Annotated in this window: 17 protein-coding genes; 8 read left to right on the forward strand and 9 right to left on the reverse strand. The window is 69.6% G+C overall.

All coding sequences use genetic code 11. The features are described from left to right. The first annotated feature begins 244 nt into the window (after positions 1 to 244). Entirely contained in the window at positions 245 to 1,153 is a 909-nt protein-coding gene (locus tag C4K88_RS04480) for a universal stress protein (RefSeq protein ID WP_104120446.1), read from the forward strand. On the opposite strand, the gene C4K88_RS04485 is transcribed toward C4K88_RS04480, so the two are convergent. Then, positions 1,098 to 1,547, reverse strand: coding sequence for a pyridoxamine 5'-phosphate oxidase family protein (locus tag C4K88_RS04485; protein ID WP_104120447.1), 450 nt, complete (start codon positions 1,545 to 1,547; stop codon positions 1,098 to 1,100). The genes C4K88_RS04480 and C4K88_RS04485 overlap by 56 nt on opposite strands. Positions 1,548 to 1,689: 142 nt before the next feature. Here C4K88_RS04485 and C4K88_RS04490 point away from each other — a divergent pair, with 142 nt between their 5' ends. Further along, complete coding sequence (locus C4K88_RS04490; protein ID WP_146065618.1) at positions 1,690 to 3,372, forward strand: GAF domain-containing sensor histidine kinase; 1,683 nt, start codon at positions 1,690 to 1,692, stop codon at positions 3,370 to 3,372. On the opposite strand, the gene C4K88_RS04495 is transcribed toward C4K88_RS04490, so the two are convergent. Continuing rightward, positions 3,320 to 4,009 carry a response regulator gene (locus C4K88_RS04495; protein ID WP_104120449.1) on the reverse strand — a complete coding sequence of 230 codons (690 nt, stop codon included), beginning with the start codon at positions 4,007 to 4,009 and terminating at the stop codon, positions 3,320 to 3,322. The genes C4K88_RS04490 and C4K88_RS04495 overlap by 53 nt on opposite strands. Positions 4,010 to 4,236: 227 nt before the next feature. Between C4K88_RS04495 and C4K88_RS04500 the strand changes: the two genes are divergently transcribed. Both C4K88_RS04500 and C4K88_RS04505 read left to right on the forward strand, forming a co-directional pair. Next, positions 4,237 to 4,731: a universal stress protein gene (locus C4K88_RS04500; protein ID WP_104120791.1), complete on the forward strand. Its 495-nt coding sequence runs from the start codon at positions 4,237 to 4,239 to the stop codon at positions 4,729 to 4,731. After that, on the forward strand, positions 4,728 to 5,594 hold the full coding sequence (locus C4K88_RS04505; protein ID WP_104120450.1) for a universal stress protein: 867 nt from the start codon (positions 4,728 to 4,730) through the stop codon (positions 5,592 to 5,594). Before C4K88_RS04500 ends, C4K88_RS04505 begins: the two co-directional genes overlap by 4 nt. 1 nt (position 5,595) lies before the next feature. Here C4K88_RS04505 and C4K88_RS04510 read toward each other — a convergent pair whose 3' ends face one another. From C4K88_RS04510 to C4K88_RS04535, 6 genes are all read right to left on the reverse strand, one after another. Further along, complete coding sequence (locus C4K88_RS04510) at positions 5,596 to 6,519, reverse strand: hypothetical protein (protein WP_146065619.1); 924 nt, start codon at positions 6,517 to 6,519, stop codon at positions 5,596 to 5,598. 51 nt (positions 6,520 to 6,570) lie between these two features. Continuing rightward, positions 6,571 to 8,118 (reverse strand): DUF4389 domain-containing protein, encoded by a 1,548-nt coding sequence (locus tag C4K88_RS04515; protein ID WP_146065620.1) that lies wholly within the window; start codon positions 8,116 to 8,118, stop codon positions 6,571 to 6,573. A gap of 71 nt (positions 8,119 to 8,189) precedes the next feature. Next, positions 8,190 to 8,405, reverse strand: a complete 216-nt coding sequence (locus C4K88_RS04520) for a hypothetical protein (RefSeq protein WP_104120453.1) — start codon at positions 8,403 to 8,405, stop codon at positions 8,190 to 8,192. A gap of 155 nt (positions 8,406 to 8,560) precedes the next feature. Further along, entirely contained in the window at positions 8,561 to 9,697 is a 1,137-nt protein-coding gene (locus C4K88_RS04525) for a lycopene cyclase family protein (protein ID WP_167398973.1), read from the reverse strand. Positions 9,698 to 9,781: 84 nt separating this feature from the next. After that, positions 9,782 to 10,276 (reverse strand): universal stress protein, encoded by a 495-nt coding sequence (locus C4K88_RS04530; protein WP_104120455.1) that lies wholly within the window; start codon positions 10,274 to 10,276, stop codon positions 9,782 to 9,784. Between the two features lie 617 nt (positions 10,277 to 10,893). After that, complete coding sequence (locus C4K88_RS04535; protein ID WP_104120456.1) at positions 10,894 to 13,281, reverse strand: ATP-binding cassette domain-containing protein; 2,388 nt, start codon at positions 13,279 to 13,281, stop codon at positions 10,894 to 10,896. Positions 13,282 to 13,439: 158 nt separating this feature from the next. Here C4K88_RS04535 and C4K88_RS04540 point away from each other — a divergent pair, with 158 nt between their 5' ends. Beyond that, the gene (locus tag C4K88_RS04540) at positions 13,440 to 14,096 is read left to right on the forward strand and encodes a peptide deformylase (RefSeq protein ID WP_104120457.1); all 657 of its coding nucleotides are present in this window, start codon (positions 13,440 to 13,442) and stop codon (positions 14,094 to 14,096) included. Between the two features lie 13 nt (positions 14,097 to 14,109). On the opposite strand, the gene C4K88_RS04545 is transcribed toward C4K88_RS04540, so the two are convergent. Beyond that, positions 14,110 to 16,149 carry a S9 family peptidase gene (locus tag C4K88_RS04545; protein ID WP_104120458.1) on the reverse strand — a complete coding sequence of 680 codons (2,040 nt, stop codon included), beginning with the start codon at positions 16,147 to 16,149 and terminating at the stop codon, positions 14,110 to 14,112. 70 nt (positions 16,150 to 16,219) lie between these two features. On the opposite strand from C4K88_RS04545, the gene C4K88_RS04550 reads away from it, so the two are divergent. The 3 genes from C4K88_RS04550 (at position 16,220) to C4K88_RS04560 (ending at position 18,679) form a co-directional block, all read left to right on the forward strand. After that, on the forward strand, positions 16,220 to 17,098 hold the full coding sequence (locus C4K88_RS04550) for a putative RNA methyltransferase (RefSeq protein WP_104120459.1): 879 nt from the start codon (positions 16,220 to 16,222) through the stop codon (positions 17,096 to 17,098). Between the two features lie 100 nt (positions 17,099 to 17,198). Then, entirely contained in the window at positions 17,199 to 17,675 is a 477-nt protein-coding gene (locus C4K88_RS04555; RefSeq protein ID WP_241521705.1) for an NfeD family protein, read from the forward strand. Between the two features lie 71 nt (positions 17,676 to 17,746). Further along, positions 17,747 to 18,679, forward strand: coding sequence for an SPFH domain-containing protein (locus tag C4K88_RS04560; RefSeq protein ID WP_104120461.1), 933 nt, complete (start codon positions 17,747 to 17,749; stop codon positions 18,677 to 18,679). The last annotated feature ends 71 nt before the right edge of the window (positions 18,680 to 18,750 follow it).

Below are 18,750 nucleotides of genomic sequence, written 5' to 3' on the forward strand. Positions count from 1 at the left end.
CCGTAGGGATGGTGCATCGCGGCGCCGTGCCCGCAGATTCCCGGGCCGAGGCGTGCCTACTGTCGACGCTACAAACACCTCGACCTCCTGATCAGGGTCCAAAGCCCCTGATCAGCGCTTACGGCATCTGTGATCGTGGGAGAGTGACCCATCCGCCCCGCGACGCCGGCCACTCACGGACGCCCGGATGGACCTCCCGGATCACATCCAGCACGTTAGGAATGCACCACGTTAGGAATGCACCATGACCACGGTCCTTCCCGAGGCGACAGCAACGAGACCCCCCATCCAGCGCTCCGAGCCGATGCTGGTCGCGATGCGCGATCCTGCGGCCGACCGGACCGCCGTGGAGTGGGCAGCAGCGCGTGCGGCGGCCCTCGATGTCCCGCTCACAGTCCTGCACGCCATCGCAGACCCGTCCCTGATGCCCCCCGGGCGCCTGTACGGCGACGAGGTGATCGCCGGGCGCGTGATGGTCAGTCGCGAAGCATCGCGCGTCGTCCACCGGCATCCCGGCCTGCGCATCAGTACCTACCTGCACTGCGGTGATGTGGTCGAGGCGTTGCTGGGACTGTCCACGGCCGCGCCGATGATCGTCGTGGGCGCGGACCGGAGGGATCCCGTCAGCGGGGAGTTCAAAGGCTCCATCGCACTGCAGGTGGCCCTGAACTCCTCGACACCGGTCGCCGTCGTGCCGCCGGCATACGGCTACCGGACGGACTCGAGCCAGGCCGGAAGGGGAGTGGTGGTCGGTGTGGACGGTTCGGATGCGTCGCGGGCCGCTCTCCTCCGAGCAGCCGACGAGGCCCACGCATCCGGCATGGCCTTGACGGTGGTCACCGCACTGGGGTCATCCCCGCAGCGCATGGCGGTCGGTGCGTCACCGATGCTCCTCGCCGTGCGCACCCGCTACCCGGATCTCCTCGTGAGCTGGATCGTCGATGACCTGCACACTCCCGTCGAGGCGCTGGCACTCTACGGCACCGGATCGGATCTGCTGGTGATCGGCCGCCATGGGAGCGGTGCGCGCTCAGCGATGTCGCTCGGCTCGGTCACCCACACGCTGCTCCTGGAGCCACCCTGCCCCACCCTGGTCCTCACTCGTCGGGAGCTCGAGCGCCCTGAGGATGGGTCGATGCCTGCAGGGGAGTGAAGGAACGTCCGGTGATCGTCTCGGGTACCAGCCGCATGAACCGGTCCTTGCGGCCGCTCTCCCACGGATGCAGGGGCAGGGTGACCGTGTTCAGCAGCTCGCTCGTCTGGTTGATCGTCGCCGCGTGTCCGTGAACGATCACGCTCCAGACCAGGGCACCGTCGTTGAGCGTTCCGTCCGTCTCGAGCGCGACCGGGGCCTTCTCGGAGAACCGGGACTTCGTCCCCTCCGAGGTGCGGAAGACGATCGTGCCGTGTTCCACGACGAAATTGACCGGAAAGATGCCCGGTATGCCCTGAATGCACAGGGCAAGGCGTCCGAAGGGAGCATTTCGGAGTAATCTCCAGCATTCGTGCGCTGGAAGGATTTCCGTAGGTGTATTCTCGGCTTCCATAGATCGACACTATGAAGCGACCCACGGGCCGGGTAGGGCACTCAGACCCCTCTTCCGATCCGGCGCTCCGGTCTCATCGTGAAGGACGGAACGTGATTTCCTCGGGGGCGGGGCATCGCGCCGAGAGTACGGGGTGCGGCACGTGGTCACTTATTCCGATGGACTGTCCAACGAGGCGCGCCCGAAGACGACGGCGCTCGCCGGCATGGAGGACCTGCTCGCGGCCTTCGCGGCCATCGCGGACGATCTCGGGCTCGACACCGTCCTGGAACGCGTCATCTCGGCTGCCTGCCGACTGGTCGATGCCCGGTACGGGGCCCTGGGGGTCATCGGCCCGGACCGCACGCTCGGGCACTTCACCACCGTCGGACTGGAGAAGGACGAGATCCGGCGGATCGGCCAGTTCCCCACCGGGCACGGAATCCTCGGCCTGCTGATCTCCGTGCCGCACTCGCTCCGCCTCTCCGACCTGCGCGAGCATCCCCTCGCGTACGGCTATCCGGAGGGCCACCCGCCGATGAGGTCCTTCCTGGGCGTTCCGATCCGTATCCACGACCGCGTCTTCGGCAATCTGTACCTGACGGACAAGTTGGGAGGCGCGGAATTCTCCGTCGAGGACGAACAGCTCGTCGTGGCGCTGGCGTCGGCAGCCGGGGTCGCGATCGAGAACTCCCGCCTCTTCGATGAAGCGAATCGTCGGACACGATGGCTCGAGGGCGGGCTGAACGCCGTGAGGGAACTGCTCAACCAGCACGACGAATCCCACCACGATCTCGACATCCTCACCACGCACGCTCTCAACGCCTCGCAGAGTATCCTCGCAGCGGTCCTCCGGGATTTCGGCGGCAAGCGGGGGGTGGGATGCGAGGCCGTGGACGGCGTCGAGGTCGCGGCGCTGCTCGGCCGGTCGAGTCTGGATCCGACGCTGCTCTCCAGGCTCCCGAGCACCCTGTCGCCCATCGTGCTCGACGCCGACGAGTTCACCCGGGTGCTTCCCGGCGCGCCCGAGGGCATGATCGGGACGGCGCTGTGCACCAGGCTGCCGGGGGACGGCGACCGCCGTTTCCTCGTCGTCGGCCGGTCCTCCGCCGGGTCACCGTTCTCCGACGTCGACCACGAGATGATGACGACCTTCGCGTCCCATGTGTCCCTGGCCCTCGAACTGCTGCGCGTTCATCGCCAGCGGGAACAGGAGGCCGTATTCGGCGACCGCGACCGCATTGCACGTGACCTGCACGACCTCGTGATCCAGCGGCTCTTCGCTGCGGGACTGAGCATCCAGAGCCTGCGCAAGTACACGCCGGACACGGAGGCACTGACCCGCATCTCCGCGGTGACGACGGAACTCGACGAGACCATCCGGGAACTGCGTGACACCATCTACTCGCTGCGCACGGTCCCGCAGGTCACCCCGACCTTCACCTCCACCATCTTCTCCCTCGTCGCGGATGCCTTCGACGGCCACGACCTCGCGCCGGTCCTCCAACTGTCCGGTCCGCTCGACGCGGCGGTGGACGACGAACGCGCCGACCACGTCAGGGCCGTGTTGCTCGAGGGGTTGTCCAACGCGCTACGCCACGCCGATGCCCAGACCATCACGGTGACCCTGCGGGCGATCGGTCAATACCTCGAATTGAGGATCGCCGACGACGGCCGGGGGTTCGAGAACCCCACCCGTTCGAGCGGCATGGCCAACATGAAGCGCCGGGCCGAACTGTGCGACGGCTCGATCTCCATCGTCAGTGAACCCGCCGGCGGGACGAAGGTCCACCTCAAGATCCCTCTGAACCAGACGGAGACGGCGGCCCCGACGGGCGGGAGATGAACACCGCCGCCTGGGTGCGGCGCTGGAACCCCAGCTTCGACAGCAGGGACGACACATAGTTCTTCACGGTCTTCTCCGCGAGGAACAGTTCCGCCCCGATCTCCCGGTTGGTCAGCCCCGCCCCGATCAGTGCCAGGACCTTCTTCTCCTGGGTGGTCAGTCCCTCCAGCCGCGGGTCCTCGACCGGGGCGTCCTGGAGGCCGGACATGATCCGTTCCGTCACGCCGGCTGCGAACAGCGATTCACCGGCCGCCGCCCGGCGGACCTTCTCGACGAGGTCGGACCCGAGGATCTCCTTCAGGATGTATCCCGCAGCACCCGCGATGACAGCACCCCGCAGGGCCTGCTCGTCGTCATAGCTCGTCAGGATCACGCACGCCAGGGAGGGGTCGACCGAGCGCACATCGCGGCACACCTCGATCCCCGTGCCGTCGGGCAGCCGCGCATCGAGGATCGAGATGTCCGGGGACAGGGCGGGGATCCTCCGGGTGGCCTCCTCGGCCGATCCGGATTCCCCGACGATCGAGAAGCCCTCACTCTCCAGCAGCTCGCGCAACCCGCGCCGGACCAGTTCGTGGTCGTCGAGGAGGAACACCGTGGTCCCCTCGGGCTGTGCACCGGTCGCGGGGTAGTCCATCTCCAACCTCCGACGTCGTCGATGCATCCGATGCAACCGCGTCGAATGTCTCGTTCCCAATCACCACGAGCAGTGGGTTTCCCGCCCATCATCACCGGGTACGGTGCCCGTCGTCAGGGCACAACGTCCCCACCTCGGGCGGGCCTTTCGGCCCTACCCGACACACGAGGGGCCGAAGAGAATGACGGGGCGCACGTTCACCTGTGGCGAAGGAGCAGAACCCCATCATGGACATCACACCCGCGTCCCGCAAGCACCGAGTCATCGTGGTCGGCGTCGACGGATCGGAACAATCGATCGCCGCGCTGGAACTCGCGGGCAGCCTCGTGCCGCTCGCCGGGGATGTCCTCCGGGCCGTGACCGTCTGGCAGTACCCCATCGGCTTCGGGACCTTCGCTCCCATCACCTGGAACCCCGACGACCTGGCCGAGACGGCACTCGACGATGCACTGTCGGCGGCGTTCGGGGACCACCCGCCCTGCCCGGTGGAGCGCCGGGTGCTGCAAGGGCCCGCAGCTCAGGTGCTCATCGAGGAGAGCAGGAAGGCCGCGATGATCGTCGTCGGATCCCGGGGCCACGGCGGGTTCGTGGGACTCCTCCTCGGATCGGTGAGTTCCGCCGTCGCCGAGCGTTCCGCCTGCCCGGTGCTCATCGCGCACGGTACGCTCCGACCGCCCGATGCCGAACCGGCAGCCGCCCGGACCGCCGGGGCCTCGGCATGACCGCCGGTACGGACGGGGCCGGGGGAACCCGGCGGGGCAAGCCGGTGATGGTCGGCTACGACGGTTCCGACCAGTCGAAGAAGGCGCTCCTGTGGGCCTCCCGCTATGCCGGTGTGGCCGGGCTGCCGCTGGTCGTCGTCCACGCCTTCATCTGGCCGTACTTCACCGACCGGCTGGGACCGGTCGAGGGCATCGAGGACAGCGGGCTGCGCGGGGAGGCAGACCGGATCCTGGCGGAAGGACTCGAACTGGCACGGCGCTCCGAGCCGGATCTCGAGGTGCACGACCGCATGGTGACGGGTGCACCCACCGGCGTCCTGACGACCCTCTCGACGGAGGCCTCCCTCCTCGTCACCGGAACGCGGGGCCTCGGCGGCTTCTCCGGGTTGCTCATCGGCTCGGTGAGCCTCCACCTCGTCTCCACCGCGTCCTGCCCCGTGATGGTCGTCCGGGACGCCCGTCCGACGCACGACACCGTCCTGGTCGCCGTCGACGGTTCCGACGAGAGCGACCGGGCGGTGATGGTGGCGGCCGAGCTGGCCCGCACCCTGCACAAGTCGCTCCGGCTCCTGCACGTCGGCGCCCCGCACCGGCACGGGGCGGCCGAAGCGTCCGCCCGGGAGCTGGAGCAGGATCCGGTCCTGGAGCAGGCCGCGGCGCTGCTCGGCGACCGCGCGGGTCCGACGGCAGGCCGGGACCTCCTCCTCGCCGACTCGATCCCGGGCTGCATCGTCGAAGAGAGCCGGAGAGCCGCGTGTGTGGTCCTCGGTGCCAAGGGGCGCAACACACTGGGCGTCCGGCTCGGATCCACGGTCCATGCGGTCCTGCATCACGCCGACGGCAACGTCGTCGTCGTGCGGTAGGTCAGGCCCGCGAGCGGATCCTGGTGCTCGCCGTCAGGGGCGCCGTCACTTCGGGGTCGTGCCGGAACGGCACTTCGAGGGCGGCCCTGAGGACCCAGCGAACCCGAAGGGCGGGCGTGGCTACCGTCGGAGCAGGAACGGAGCCGACAGTGAGGGTGAAGGGAGCACCCGGGCCCTTGGCCGCGTGGGCCGAGAGGCGGACCTGGTCGATCACCGTCTCCTCGACGAGGGTGCTCCCGGGGTGATGCGCGTCCTGGGGATGCTGCCCGGTCCCGGGCGTCACTTCCTCCCGCATGACGATGCTGACGGCGACGGTGCGCGCCCTCGAGTCGTCGACCGTCACGACGCCGGACACCTCCGCCCCCGGATGCACGACGTCGGCCGACACCTCAGACAGATGCAGGCCCCTTGCCGCGTGGCGCCCCTCCGCCGGGCCGATGCCGGGCTCCACATCGGACGCGATGCCGTCCGTGGTTCCGTCCGTGGTTCCGTCCGACTGGACGATCAGCGGGTGGGCGCGGACGACGTCCGCGTTGCCGTCGGAGGACACCCGGACCCGCACGGACCAGCCGGACAGTGCGAGCTTCCCGTGAAGGGTGGGGATGGCGTCGGCGGGTATCAGCAGCTGACTCACCTCGAAGCAGGATTCACCCTCGCGCAGGGTGATGCCGGTGCTGACCTGCGTGCTCCCGACGTCCCTCGAATGGCGCTCGGCGGCATGGTACGTCCCGCCGAACTGGTTCGCGCGGGTCTGCGCGAGCTCCAGCGCGTGGACGAGCGTGAACTGGACCGAGGTCACCCGCACGCGACGGGTCGCGCGGATCTCCACACTGACGGGGGTGCTGTGGCCCAGGACGCCGGTACCCTCGGTGCCACGCTGGAGGAGGGCAAGATCCATGATCTCGTGAGGTGGGAGGGGAGTCATGATCGTTGGGCCTTTCCGTCGTGGTCGTTCGGTGGGAGAAGTCGTGGACGATCACGAACCGGGGGGACGGGACGGGGCCGGTGGCGCCTGCACCCTCGTGGCACCCCACCCGGCGGCATCGCGGGGCCCGCTGTCTGCGTCCTCCGCCCCTTGGTCCAGGCGGAACGGCGGGTATTCGTCCCGCAGGAGGAAGACGTAGGTGGCGACGCGATAGGTCCAGCGGTGGATTCCCATCACCAGGGCGAAGAGCGGTGCCGGGTAGCGGGCCGTGAACAGGAGGGCGACCCCGGCGATGAGCGAGAGCAGGCCCAGGAGGGACGGCGCGGTGGTCCTGATCACGTCGCCGGAGCCGGGCAGGACGACGACGGTCGTGGACCACGCGCCGGTCAGGGCCGCGACGACGAGCAGCTGGGGGAGTGCCAGCAGCCACCACTTCACGAGGACGAGGCCGCGGTGGAGCCTGGCGGGGTATGGGACGTCGAAATCGGTCGGATAGTCGGAAACGCGGGCCAGGGTGAAGGGCGGATAGAGGTCCGTGCCGAGTGCGGCGGCGTAGAACTGCACCCGCCACGTCCAGCGGAGGACGCCCACGGTGAAGGCGAACAGGCCGGCCGGGTAGCGCCCGGTGAACAGGATGACCACGCCCGCGGCGATCGTGCTGAAGAAGCACGCGGTCCAGAGCAGCCACAGCACCACGAGATGCGGGATGACGAGGAGCCACTTCACCAGCCACAACCAGCGCGAGAGTCTGGGTTGCAGATATCCGGTGAGCCGGGCCGGGTAGGGCAGGAAGTCGCGCGTGGGGTCTCCCGACGAGGCGCGGTGGGGCTCCTCGGGCAACCCCCCACGCCGGTCGACGCCGTGCGCGAGGGACGGGTCGAGCCCTTTCCCGAGCGCGTTCGCGCCGATCAGCATGAGCGGGATGCCGACCAGCATCAGGAGGCCGGCCACCAGGAGCAGCGTCAGCCCGACTGGTACGAAGAGGCTCGATCGCAGTCCCGCCTGCAGGTCCACGGCGCCGGTCGGGCTTCCGTCGGCGTTCATCACCACCGCCGCCCAGCTCCCGGAGCGCACGTCCACGGAGATCACCTGTGTCCCGGTGCCGGAGGCCGAGGCCGTCCAGAACGTCTGATCGGTGGGCGGGGCCGGCACCGAGGAACCCGGGATGTCGCGGTAGGCGGCGCGGAAGGGGTCGGTCCGCACGTCGGTCAGTTCGGTGTGCCGGACGGACTCCAGGTACGCGTCCACGTCGGACTGTCGGGCCACGCCGACGAAGACCGCCTTCGTACTCGGGACGTTCGTGGCCTTCAGCTGGACCGTCGCGATGCCCGCGGGAAGGACGCCGTCCCCGGTATCGAGCCGGACGTCCTGCGGCTGGGTGGTCAGTGCGTAGGAGTCGTACGCGAAGCGTTCCGTGGACGTGGTCAGGAATTGTCCGTCCCGCTGGAATCCTGCGAGGGCACCGATGAGCAGGCCGCCGAAGGCGAGGCCGCCGGCTATCGATACGAGCAGGGCGCCCAGCAGGACCATGACCAGGGGGCCCGCCCGCATGGACGTCCGGGCAGGTGGGGGAGTGGTACTCGACGAAGTCGAACTCATGGCGTCCTCCGTGGTCATGCATGGATGCGGCAGGAGCAGCCATCACGCCGGCACGGGCGCGAGCTTCTGGGTCACTCCTTGGTGGGGAGCGGGTGCGTCTCCCGGTATTTCTGGATATGAAGGGCGAGCTTCCGTTCTGCTTCCCGGCGACGCTCCATGAGGCGTTTGAGGTCGGACCCGGTGGGCATGCGTCCGCTGAGTCGGGAATTGTCGCCTGTGGAGGGAGCGAGGTCGAGCATGGATGTGTCGGATATCGGTGGGGCGATCGGGCGCTCTGTCGAGCTCATTCATCTGTCCTTCGTTCGCTCGGAAGTGATCGAAGACCGGCTGAAATGTTTCGTGGGATCCCGCCGACGTCGCACAACGACCACTCCCGAAAGGGGTGCATCCCAGTGTCCTGCGGGGCGGGACGCGCCTCTAGGGACTTTCGGCACCATTGCGGTCACCGCCAGAAGCGCGGACGCAGCAGCATCCCGACCGGCATGGAGCCCAGGAGCGTCCGTTCCTGCAGCGGCGTGGTGCGTTCGTCGAGGAAGTCCAGGACCAGATCCGCGTCAACGGATGCGAAGGCCGCCCGCATGAACCGGACTGCGGCGTCGGGGTCGTGCAGCCACAACCCGAGCACGGGTTTGTCGTAGTAGCGGAAGCGACGCGACGCCTCCGGGCTGCGCGGCGACCCGCCCGCAGCGAAGGACGACGCGATGCGCTCCGCCTGATGCAGGATCCGGGTGAAGCCGTACCCGGTCGTGGCCTTGACGATGCCGGAAGCCGCACCCACGTACAGGTGTCGCCCCTTAGACGACGGCCGACGCAGACCGAGCGGGATGACGCCCCGCTGGACGGTGAGCGTCGAGAAGTCCGCCACTCCGCACGCACGGCGCAGGTATTCGGCGGCCGCCGCGTCGGAGGGCCGGGCCAGGGCCGGCGCACCACCCGGCGTGATCCTGCCGGTCTCCAGGAGGGCTTCGCGGCTCGAGACCGGCAGAAGGCAATGGAAGCGGTCGGGCTGTTCGCCGTCGCCCGGCCTGAAGTCCATGAAGGTGGCGACCGACGGATCGAAGGACGCGCGCGTCGTCCGGACGTGCCGGATCTCACCGGTCATGACCAGCGGTGGAGCCACCCGGGACGGAGGGGCGGTGCTGTCGCAACAGTGGCCGGCGGTGAAGGATCGGCCGTCGGCGAGCACCACCGAGACCCTGTCCTGCTGTGCGTCGATCCGCGCTGTGCGGGCGTCGAGTCGCGTGATGCGGGGGTCGGCGTCGATCACCCCGTCCAGGCACTCGAAGATCCTCTGCGAGGAGGTCACGGAGAGTGTATGGCGATGGAGCGACGTCGTTCGCAGCCCCGCGCCCGTGTCGACCGCGAGGGTCGTGTAGCTCGCCGACGGGGTCAGCCGCAGTGGCAGCACGCCGTCGTACCAGTAGACGATGGAACGGTGCTGGTAGTGGCGGCTGTCATCGATGAGGAGGATCCGTGCCTCGCCGACTCCCGGGTGCCTGCTCAGGAAATACGCGAGGCTCCGTCCGGCGAGCCCACCGCCGGCGAGGATGAGGTCGAAGTCCACCGGTTCACGACGCACGGCTACCTGCGCCCGCGCCGGCCGGTCCGGCCCCGCACCTGCACGGGCTGCGCCGGTCACGCCGGGGGAGAGGCGTCGGGTCCCTCACGAGTCCGCGTCGTCGGCTGCCCTGCCCGTCGATGCCGTGTCCTCCGAGGTCGCGTCCTCGGGCGCCTGGTGGACGACGAGCACGGGACAGTGGGCGTGGGACACACAGCTGTTGCTCACGGACCCCAGGAGCAGCCCGCGGAAGGTCCCGTGGCCCCGCCGGCCCACGATGAGCAGGGCTGCGTCGCGGGATGCCTGGACGAGGGCCTTGCCGGGGTGCGCGAATACCACGGTGGTCTCGAGGCCGCTCGGGACATTCCCTCCGTAGGCCCTGGTGACGGCATGCTCCAGATGGATCTTGGCGGCGTCGGCGAACTCGCTCGTGCCGAGCGGGACGTACCCGGGATACTCGGCCGGGTAGTCCCATGCGGCGACCGCCAGGATCGTCGCGTCGAAGGCGGGGGCCAATCGCTGGGCATACCGCAACGCCTCGACGGACTGCTGCGAGCCATCGACGCCGACGACGATTCGGGAGGCGGTTGCTGTGCTCATGGGGGTTCTCCTCGGGCTCGCTGGGATCGGGGTGGTGCTGTTGCCTGAAGCGTGCCCAGTGGTTGCAGTGCGCAACAGGGTCTTTCGTCCTGTGGGATCCGGTGGAACGTCCCCGGGGAGGGTCGCCGAACGGTTAGTTGACATAATGTCGATTATCGGCGAATCGCGACAGCTCCGAAAGGGGCTTGTCGACGGCCTGGCGTCAACCGGTTCCGTCCTCTACCGGACCGGTCCTGTCGGTGGCGGATCCACGACCGCGGCGACGACCGCCGCCGTCCCCGTCGCCGGACGGCCCGAACCGTCCGGAGGCCGTCGTCGGTGCGGCGCCAGGCTCGCCCGGAGCCGTGGCGGAGGAATCCGGACTCCCGGTGCCGAGCACCTGACCGCGCATGTCGACCCTGCAGAACAGAAGAATTGTGCAGGGTGATGAATCCAGCACTTCTTATCACCGACGAATTACTGATCATCCCTGGATGGCGAACAATTCTTCATGCGTTACTTCGCGAGCAATTCATCGATCCACACGAATTGTTCGATCAGGCTTTCTGTACCTTTATCGTCGCGACGAATCTATTGGGTCGATATCCATCGATTTCGGTCGTTCCGATGATTTGTCGTCAAATTCCGACATATTCGGCCAGGTGCCGCCCCGTCAGGGTGGCACGGGTGGCGACGAGATCGGCCGGCGTGCCCTCGAAGACGATCGCGCCGCCGTCGTGGCCTGCCCCTGGCCCCATGTCGATGATCCAGTCCGCGTGGGCCATGACGGCCTGGTGGTGCTCGATGACGATGACCGATCGCCCGGCGTCGACCAGGCGGTCCAGCAGATCCAGCAGATTCTGGACGTCGGCGAGGTGGAGACCGGCGGTCGGCTCGTCCAGGACCAGGATGCCGCCCTTCTCCCCCATGTGGGTCGCGAGCTTCAGGCGCTGGCGTTCGCCGCCGGACAGCGTCGTCAGCGGCTGCCCGAGGCTCAGGTACCCCAGCCCGACGTCGGAGAGCCTGCCGAGGATCGAGGCCGCGGCGGGCACCTTCGACTCCCCCGCGCCGAAGAACACTGCGGCGTCCGCGACGGGCAGGGCAAGGACCTCGCTGATGTCCTTGCCGCCGAGGGTGTAGTCGAGCACCTCGGCCAGGAACCGCTTGCCCTCGCAGACCTCGCAGGTCGTGGCGACCCCCGCCATCATGGCCAGGTCTGTGAAGATGACGCCCGCACCGTTGCAGGTGGGGCAGGCGCCCGCGGAATTGGGGCTGAACAGGGCGGGCTTCACGCCGTTGGCCTTCGCGAACGCCTTGCGGATGGGCTCGAGCATCCCGGTGTAGGTGGCCGGGTTGCTGCGGCGCGAACCCTTGATGGCACCCTGATCCACCGCGACGACGCCGTCCCGGCCGGAGACCGAGCCGTGGATGAGCGAGCTCTTCCCGGATCCGGCCACGCCCGTGACGACGCACAGGACCCCCAGCGGGATGTCGACGTCGACGTCGCGCACGTTGTGCGCCGTCGCTCCCCTGATCTCCAGTGCTCCGCGCCGCGCCCTGACCGAGGACTTCAGGGTGGCGCGGTCGTCGAGGTGCCTGCCCGTGAGGGTGCCGCTGCGGCGCAGGTCCGCCAGGGCCCCCTCGAAGCAGACGCTCCCGCCGGCCGTGCCGGCGCCGGGGCCGAGGTCCACGACGTGATCGGCGATCGCGATCATCTCGGGCTTGTGTTCGACCACCAGCACCGTGTTGCCCTTGTCCCGCAGGCGCAGCAGCAACTCGTTCATGCGCTGGATGTCGTGCGGGTGCAGGCCGATCGTCGGCTCGTCGAAGACGTAGGTGACGTCCGTGAGTGAGGACCCGAGATGGCGGATCATCTTGGTCCGCTGGGACTCGCCCCCGGAGAGCGTGCCGGACGGACGGTCGAGGCTGAGATAGCCGAGCCCGATCTCGACGAACGAGTCGAGCGTCTCCCCCAGCGCCGACAGCAACGGCGCGACGGACGGTGCGTCGAGTCCCCGCACCCAGGCGGCGAGGTCGCTGATCTGCAGGGCGCACGCATCGGCGATGCTCATGCCGTCGATCGTCGAGGACCGTGCAGCGTCGTTGAGCCTGGTTCCCTGGCACGCGGGGCATCGGGTGAAGGTGATGGCGCGGTCCACGAATGCGCGGATGTGCGGCTGCATCGACTCGCGGTCCTTGGACAGCATCGACTTCTGGATCTTCGGCACCAGGCCCTCGTAGGTGATGTTGATGCCGTCGACCTTGATCTTGGTCGGTTCCTTGTAGAGCAGGTCCTGCAGCTCGCGGTCGGTGAAGTCGCGGATGGGCTTGTCCGCGTCGAAGAACCCGCAGCCGCCGTAGATCCTCCCGTACCAGCCCTCCATGCTGTACCCGGGGATGGTCAGCGCTCCCCCGGTCAGTGATTTGGTGTCGTCGTAGAGCTGGCTGAGGTCCACGTCCGTCACCGATCCCATGCCCTCGCAGCGCGGGCACATCCCCCCGGTGACGGTGAAGCTGCGGCGCTCCTTCACCGTGGTACCGCCGCGCTCGATCGTGATGGCCCCGGCGCCGCTGACGGAGGCGACGTTGAAGGAGAAGGCCTGCGGCGGGCCGATCTGCGGCCGGCCCAGCCGGGAGAACACGATGCGCAGCATGGCGTTGACGTCGGTCGCGGTTCCCACGGTGGACCGCGGATTGGCGCCCATGCGCTCCTGGTCGACGATGATCGCGGTGGTCAGGCCCTCGAGCACGTCGACGTCGGGCCGGGCCAGCGTGGGCATGAAGCCCTGCACGAACGCGCTGTAGGTCTCGTTGATCATCCGCTGCGACTCGGCCGCGATGGTCCCGAACACCAGGGAGCTCTTGCCGGAACCGGACACCCCGGTGAACACCGAGAGCCGCCGCTTCGGGAGCTCGATCGTGATGTCCTTCAGGTTGTTCTCCCGCGCACCCCGCACCCGGATGAGATCGTGGCTGTCGGCCGCGTGCGCTGCCGCGGGGCCGACGTCGGTGGTACTCGTGGTCATCGTGCCTCCGCCGTTCCTGGAACCCTGCGTGCCGGCCCTGCGCCCCTGCGGAACGACTCACTCCCCGGACGGCCCGGGACGGCCCCTCCGATTCTCGGGCCTTCCGCGGCCACGGGCAAGGGACGCGGTCGTATCCGTCACTGTGCTTTGCTGGAAGGATGACCGCCGATGCCCCACGTCCCACCGCCGCCGCGCCGCTGTCGCGGGAGGCGATCGCCGCCCACGTCGAGTCGGTCCTCGCCGCCGACCTCCCGCGGATCGTCGCCGCCGGCCACCCGGTCCTGCGCCGCCCCGCACAGGACTACGACGGGCAGCTCGACGACGACACCCTGGCCCGGCTGCTCGACACGATGCGCCGCGTCATGCATGCCGCGCCGGGGGTGGGGCTCGCCGCGCCGCAGATCGGCATTCCCCTGCGGATCGCCGTCCTCGAGGACGCGGGGACCGTCGACCCTGCGGTCGCCGCAGCGCGGTCCCGTCCTGCCCTGCCGTTCACCGTCCTCCTCAATCCGCGCTACGCCGCCGCCGGTGGGAGCGTCGCCGCGTTCTACGAGGGCTGCCTCTCGGTCCCGGGCTACCAGGCCGTCGTCGAGCGCCCCCACCGGATCGAGGCGACCTACACGCAGCCCGACGGGCGCACCGTCACGGCGGGGTTCGAGGGCTGGCCGGCGCGGATCGTCCAGCACGAGACCGACCACCTCGACGGGACGCTCTACCTCGATCGGGCGATCCTGCGTTCGCTCTCCGCCGACGCGGAACACCACCGGTGGGCGCAGCCGACGATCGACGAGGCGCGGCGGGGCCTGGGTTTCTGACCCCGCCGCGCTCCTAACCGGCCACGGCGGGGTTCGCCGTCGTGGGCAGGTATCTCGCCCACCAGCGCAGGATGTGCTCGAAGCGCTGCCGGCGGTGCCACGGCGACCCGGACCGGGACAGCTCGTGCGTCTCCCCCGGGAACACGAGCAGCTCCGTCTCGACGCCCAGTTTTTTCAGGGCGGTGTAGTACCGCTGGGCTTGCTCGATCGGGCAGCGGAGGTCCTCCTCGGAGTGGATGACGAACGCGGGCGTCCGCACGTCGGCGATCCGCGCGAACGGGTTCTGCCCGGCGACGTGCGCAGGATCGGTCCCGGTGTACTCCTCGGAGAAGAACCAGCCGATGTCGGAGGACCCCACGAACGACGGCGGATCGAGGTAGCCCCGCTCCACGATGGCCGCCTGGAAGCGGTGGTCGTTCGCGATGGTCCACGCGGTCAGGTAGCCGCCGTAGGAGCCGCCCATGACGCCGAGCCGCTCCGAGTCCAGGGCGTCGAAGTCGGCGAGCGCGCCGTCGACATAGGCGAGGACGTCGTCGAGGTCCACCGTGCCCATGGCCTCCTTGATCACGCGGGCGTGGGCCTGGCCGTAGCCGGAGGCGCCGCGCGGGTTGCACAGCAGGACGGCGTAGCCGGCCGCCGCGTACACCTGGGCCTCGTCGAAGTACCCCCAGCCGTACTGGGCGAACGGTCCACCGTGGATGACGAGGAGCACGGGGTGCGGACCCTCCCCCTCGGGCAGCACCACCCACCCGTGCACCGGGGTGCCGTCGGGTGCCGGATACGTGCGTTCCTGCAGTTCGCCGACGCGTGTGCTCGCGCGCAGGGCCGCCGAGAAGTCGGACAGGGTGCGCAGGGAGCCGCCCTCGAGGACGGCGACGTCGCCGGACGTCGAGGGATCGGTGTAGGAGACGACGACGGTGGTGCCGTTCGAGGCGGCCCCGTCGACGACGGCGGGTCCGGTGACGAGGGTCTCGGACACCCCGCCGGCGGAGACGCGCAGGAGCTCGCCCATCCCGCGGGCGCGGTTGAACACGAGCACGGAGTCGGGGCCGTCCGGCACGATCTCCTGGACGTCGCCGAAGTCGATGGTCTCCGGGTCGGTCAGGCGCCGGGCGGCGCGGGGATCGGCCAGCGGCAGGGCGTACAGGGCCGTGTTGCGGGCCACGAAGTCCAGGCCCGACGGCGAGAGGTCCGACGCGAGGAAGAACAGCGAGTCGCCGTCGGCGCTCGGCCGCGGTGCCCCGCACCCCAGGCGGATGTCCCCGCCCTGGTTCGTGAGCCGGTGTGGCTCCCCGCCGTCGACGTCGATGACGTGGACGTCCGCCACGAGCGTCGAGTCGGCGTCCGGCTGGAGCGCCGCGGTGAAGAAGACCCGGCGGCCGTCCACGGAGAAGACCGGCTCCAGGTGGTCGGCGTCGGCCGTGGTCAGCCGGGTGGCCTTCGGGACGGCCCCCTCGTCCTCGAGGGCGCGGGGGCCGTCGGTGTGCTGCTGCTTGAGGCGGCCGACCGCCGGGACGAAGGGCTCCGCGTCGACATCGGGCACGCTCACCGTGAACAGCTGCGAGCGCTTGTCCGTCACGTAGCCGAGGCCGTTCATCCGGTACTTGTAGTGCGTGATCAGGCGCGGGTCCTCCAGGCCGGCGCCGACGCCGTCGAGCGTCCCGTAGCGGCCGTGCTCGGGCACCCGCGCGGCGAAGACCACCGTCCGCGAGTCCGGGGAGATGTCGAAGCGGCTCACGCCGAGGGGCTGGTCGGTCACCTGGACGGGTTCTCCGCCCGTGGCGCGCACGGCGAACAGCTGGGGCTTGCCCTCGGGCGCCGCCCGGAGGAACAGGACGAGCTCGCCGTCGGGTGAGTAGCGCGGTGCGGTGTCGCGGAAGCCGCGGGTGAGTCGCCGGCGTGTTCCGCCGTCGACCGTGATCTCCCACAGCTGGCCGACGTAGGAGTCGGCGCGGAGGTCCGGCCGGGTCGCGGCGACGACGAGGCGCGTGCCGTCCGGGTGGAGGGTGGGGGCGCCGGTGGTGGTCAGGAGTTCTATCTGGTCTGGTTTCACCCTCCCGATCAGACCCGAAACAGTGGCCTGAGTCAACGGGTAGGCTGCGGGTCCTGCCTAGGATGGGAGGGTGCCCGCCCTCCCCCAGCCTCTCCTGACCTGCCCGGTGTGTGCGCTCGCGCTGCAGGACGTCGGACGCACGCTCGCCTGCGAGCGCGGGCACCGGTTCGACGCCGCGCGCCAGGGCTACGTCAACCTGCTGACGGGCAGGGGCTCCCCGTTCGAGGGTGACACGGCGGCGATGGTCGAGGCGCGGGAGGCGTTTCTCGGATCGGGCCACTACGCGCCGCTGCGTGCGGCGGTGGTCGGGGCCGCGCTGCGCGGTGCAGGGGCGCCGGCTGTGGCGCTCGATGCCGGGGCGGGGACGGGGTACTACCTGGAGGGCCTCGCGGCGGCGGTGCCCGGCGTCTTCCCCGTCGCGCTCGACATCTCGAAGACCGCCCTCCGCCGGGCCGCGCGGCGCCTCCCGGGCGGGGTCAGCATCGTCTGGGACGTCTGGCGACCGCTCCCGGTGGCCGACGCGTCGGTGGACGTGCTCCTGAACGTGTTCGCGCCGCGGAACGCCGGCGAGTTCGTGCGGGTCCTCGCACCCGGGGGCCGCCTCGTGGTCGTCACCCCGCGGCCGGGCCACCTCGCGGGCCTCGAGGAGGTGGGACCGCTCCTGTCCGTCCCGGACCAGAAGGCCGACGACGTCCGGGCCGCCTTCGACGGTGCCCTCGTGGAGACCGGACGCGAGGACCTCGACTACACCATGTCCCTGCCCCGCGATCTCGCGCGCTCGGCGCTCGTGATGGGCCCCGCCGCGCACCACGCGCGCGCAGATGGAGCGACGCCGTCCACCGGGCGGCAGGCCCCGCTGGAGGTGACCGCGCGCTTCACCGTGCAGGTCCTCGCCCGGGCCGGTGATCCCGGGCGCGCACCGGAGGCGAGGGACGGCACGGAAAGATAACACCTCTGCGATCCGAGCCGCCGATCCCTAGGTTCTGGAGCCCCCGTTTGCCAGAATGGGAGTAGCGCCCTCGCAGGGTGCGCCGACGGAGGGATGCTCGATGGACTGGATGATCGCCAACGGCTGGATCCTGTGGTTGGTCCTGTTCCTGGGACTGGCCGTCGTGGAGACACTCACCCTCGATCTGCTGTTCATCATGCTCGCCGTCGGCGCGATGGCCGCCCTCGTGGCCGACTTCGCTGGCGCGGGCCCGGTCCTCCAGATCGTCGTCTTCGCGGTCGTGTCGCTGCTCATGATCCTCCTCGTCCGCCCGGTGGCGGTCCGTCACCTCAAGAGGGGCCCCGCCGACCAGCTGAACAACATCGACCGCCTCGTGGGCGCCGCCGCCGTCGCCCTCGAGCCCGTCACCGCGCACTCCGGCACCGTGAAGATCGGCGGGGACACGTGGACGGCGCGGTCCGCCGACGGCGCGTCCCTCCCGGTCGGCACCCGTCTGGCAGTGGCGAGGATCGACGGCGCCACGGCCGTCGTCGAGCCCGCGCTGGAGCGCCCGGTACCTCCGGTCGCCGAGCTGTAACGCACCGCCGGCTGTCCCGCTCTCCGGCCGAACGGCCGAATGGAGCGTACCCACCACAACGAAGGGGATCCATGAACGCCTCCGCAGGAACGATCGGGGTCGCCCTCGTTCTGATCGTCCTCATCATCTTCGTCCTGGTCGTCCTCGTGAAGTCCGTGCGGATCATCCCGCAGGCCCGGGCAGGCGTCGTCGAGCGTCTCGGCAAGTACCAGCGGACACTGAACCCGGGCCTGACGATCCTGATCCCGTTCGTCGACCGACTGCTGCCGTTGCTCGACCTCCGGGAACAGGTGGTCTCCTTCCCGCCACAGCCGGTGATCACCGAGGACAACCTGGTGGTGTCCATCGACACCGTGGTGTACTTCCAGGTCACCGATCCGCGCGCTGCCACCTATGAGATCGCCAACTACATCCAGGCCGTCGAGCAGCTGACCACGACGACCCTCCGGAACGTGGTCGGCGGGCTGAACCTCGAGGAGGCCCTGACCTCCCGCGACCAGATCAACGGTCAGCTCCGCGGCGTCCTCGACGAGGCGACGGGCCGGTGGGGCATCCGGGTGGGACGCGTGGAACTCAAGGCGATCGACCCGCCCCACTCCATCCAGGACTCCATGGAGAAGCAGATGCGCGCGGAGCGCGACCGCCGGGCGGCCATCCTCACGGCGGAAGGCACTAAGCAGTCCCAGATCCTCACCGCCGAAGGCCAGCGCCAGGCTGCGATCCTCGCGGCCGAGGGCGATGCGAAGGCGGCGATCCTCCGGGCGGACGGTGAGGCCCAGGCCATCCACAAGGTCTTCGACGCCATCCACAAGGGCAATCCCACGCAGAAGCTCCTCGCCTACCAGTACCTGCAGACCCTCCCGAAGCTCGCCGACGGCTCCGCGAACAAGCTCTGGATCATCCCGAGCGAGGTCGGCGAGGCGCTGAAGGGCATCGGCAACGTGCTGGGCACCACCACACCCGATGCACGGTCCGACGGGCAGGATCCCGCACCCCGGCCCTAGGTCGGTCCCTGTATAGTTAGCTGTTTACCCGTCCGCCCCGCAGGAACAACCCCGGGGTGCGCGGTGTTGGA

The organism is Arthrobacter pityocampae (genome assembly GCF_002927275.1).
In the GTDB taxonomy this organism is placed as follows: Bacteria; Actinomycetota; Actinomycetes; order Actinomycetales; family Micrococcaceae; genus Arthrobacter_D; species Arthrobacter_D pityocampae.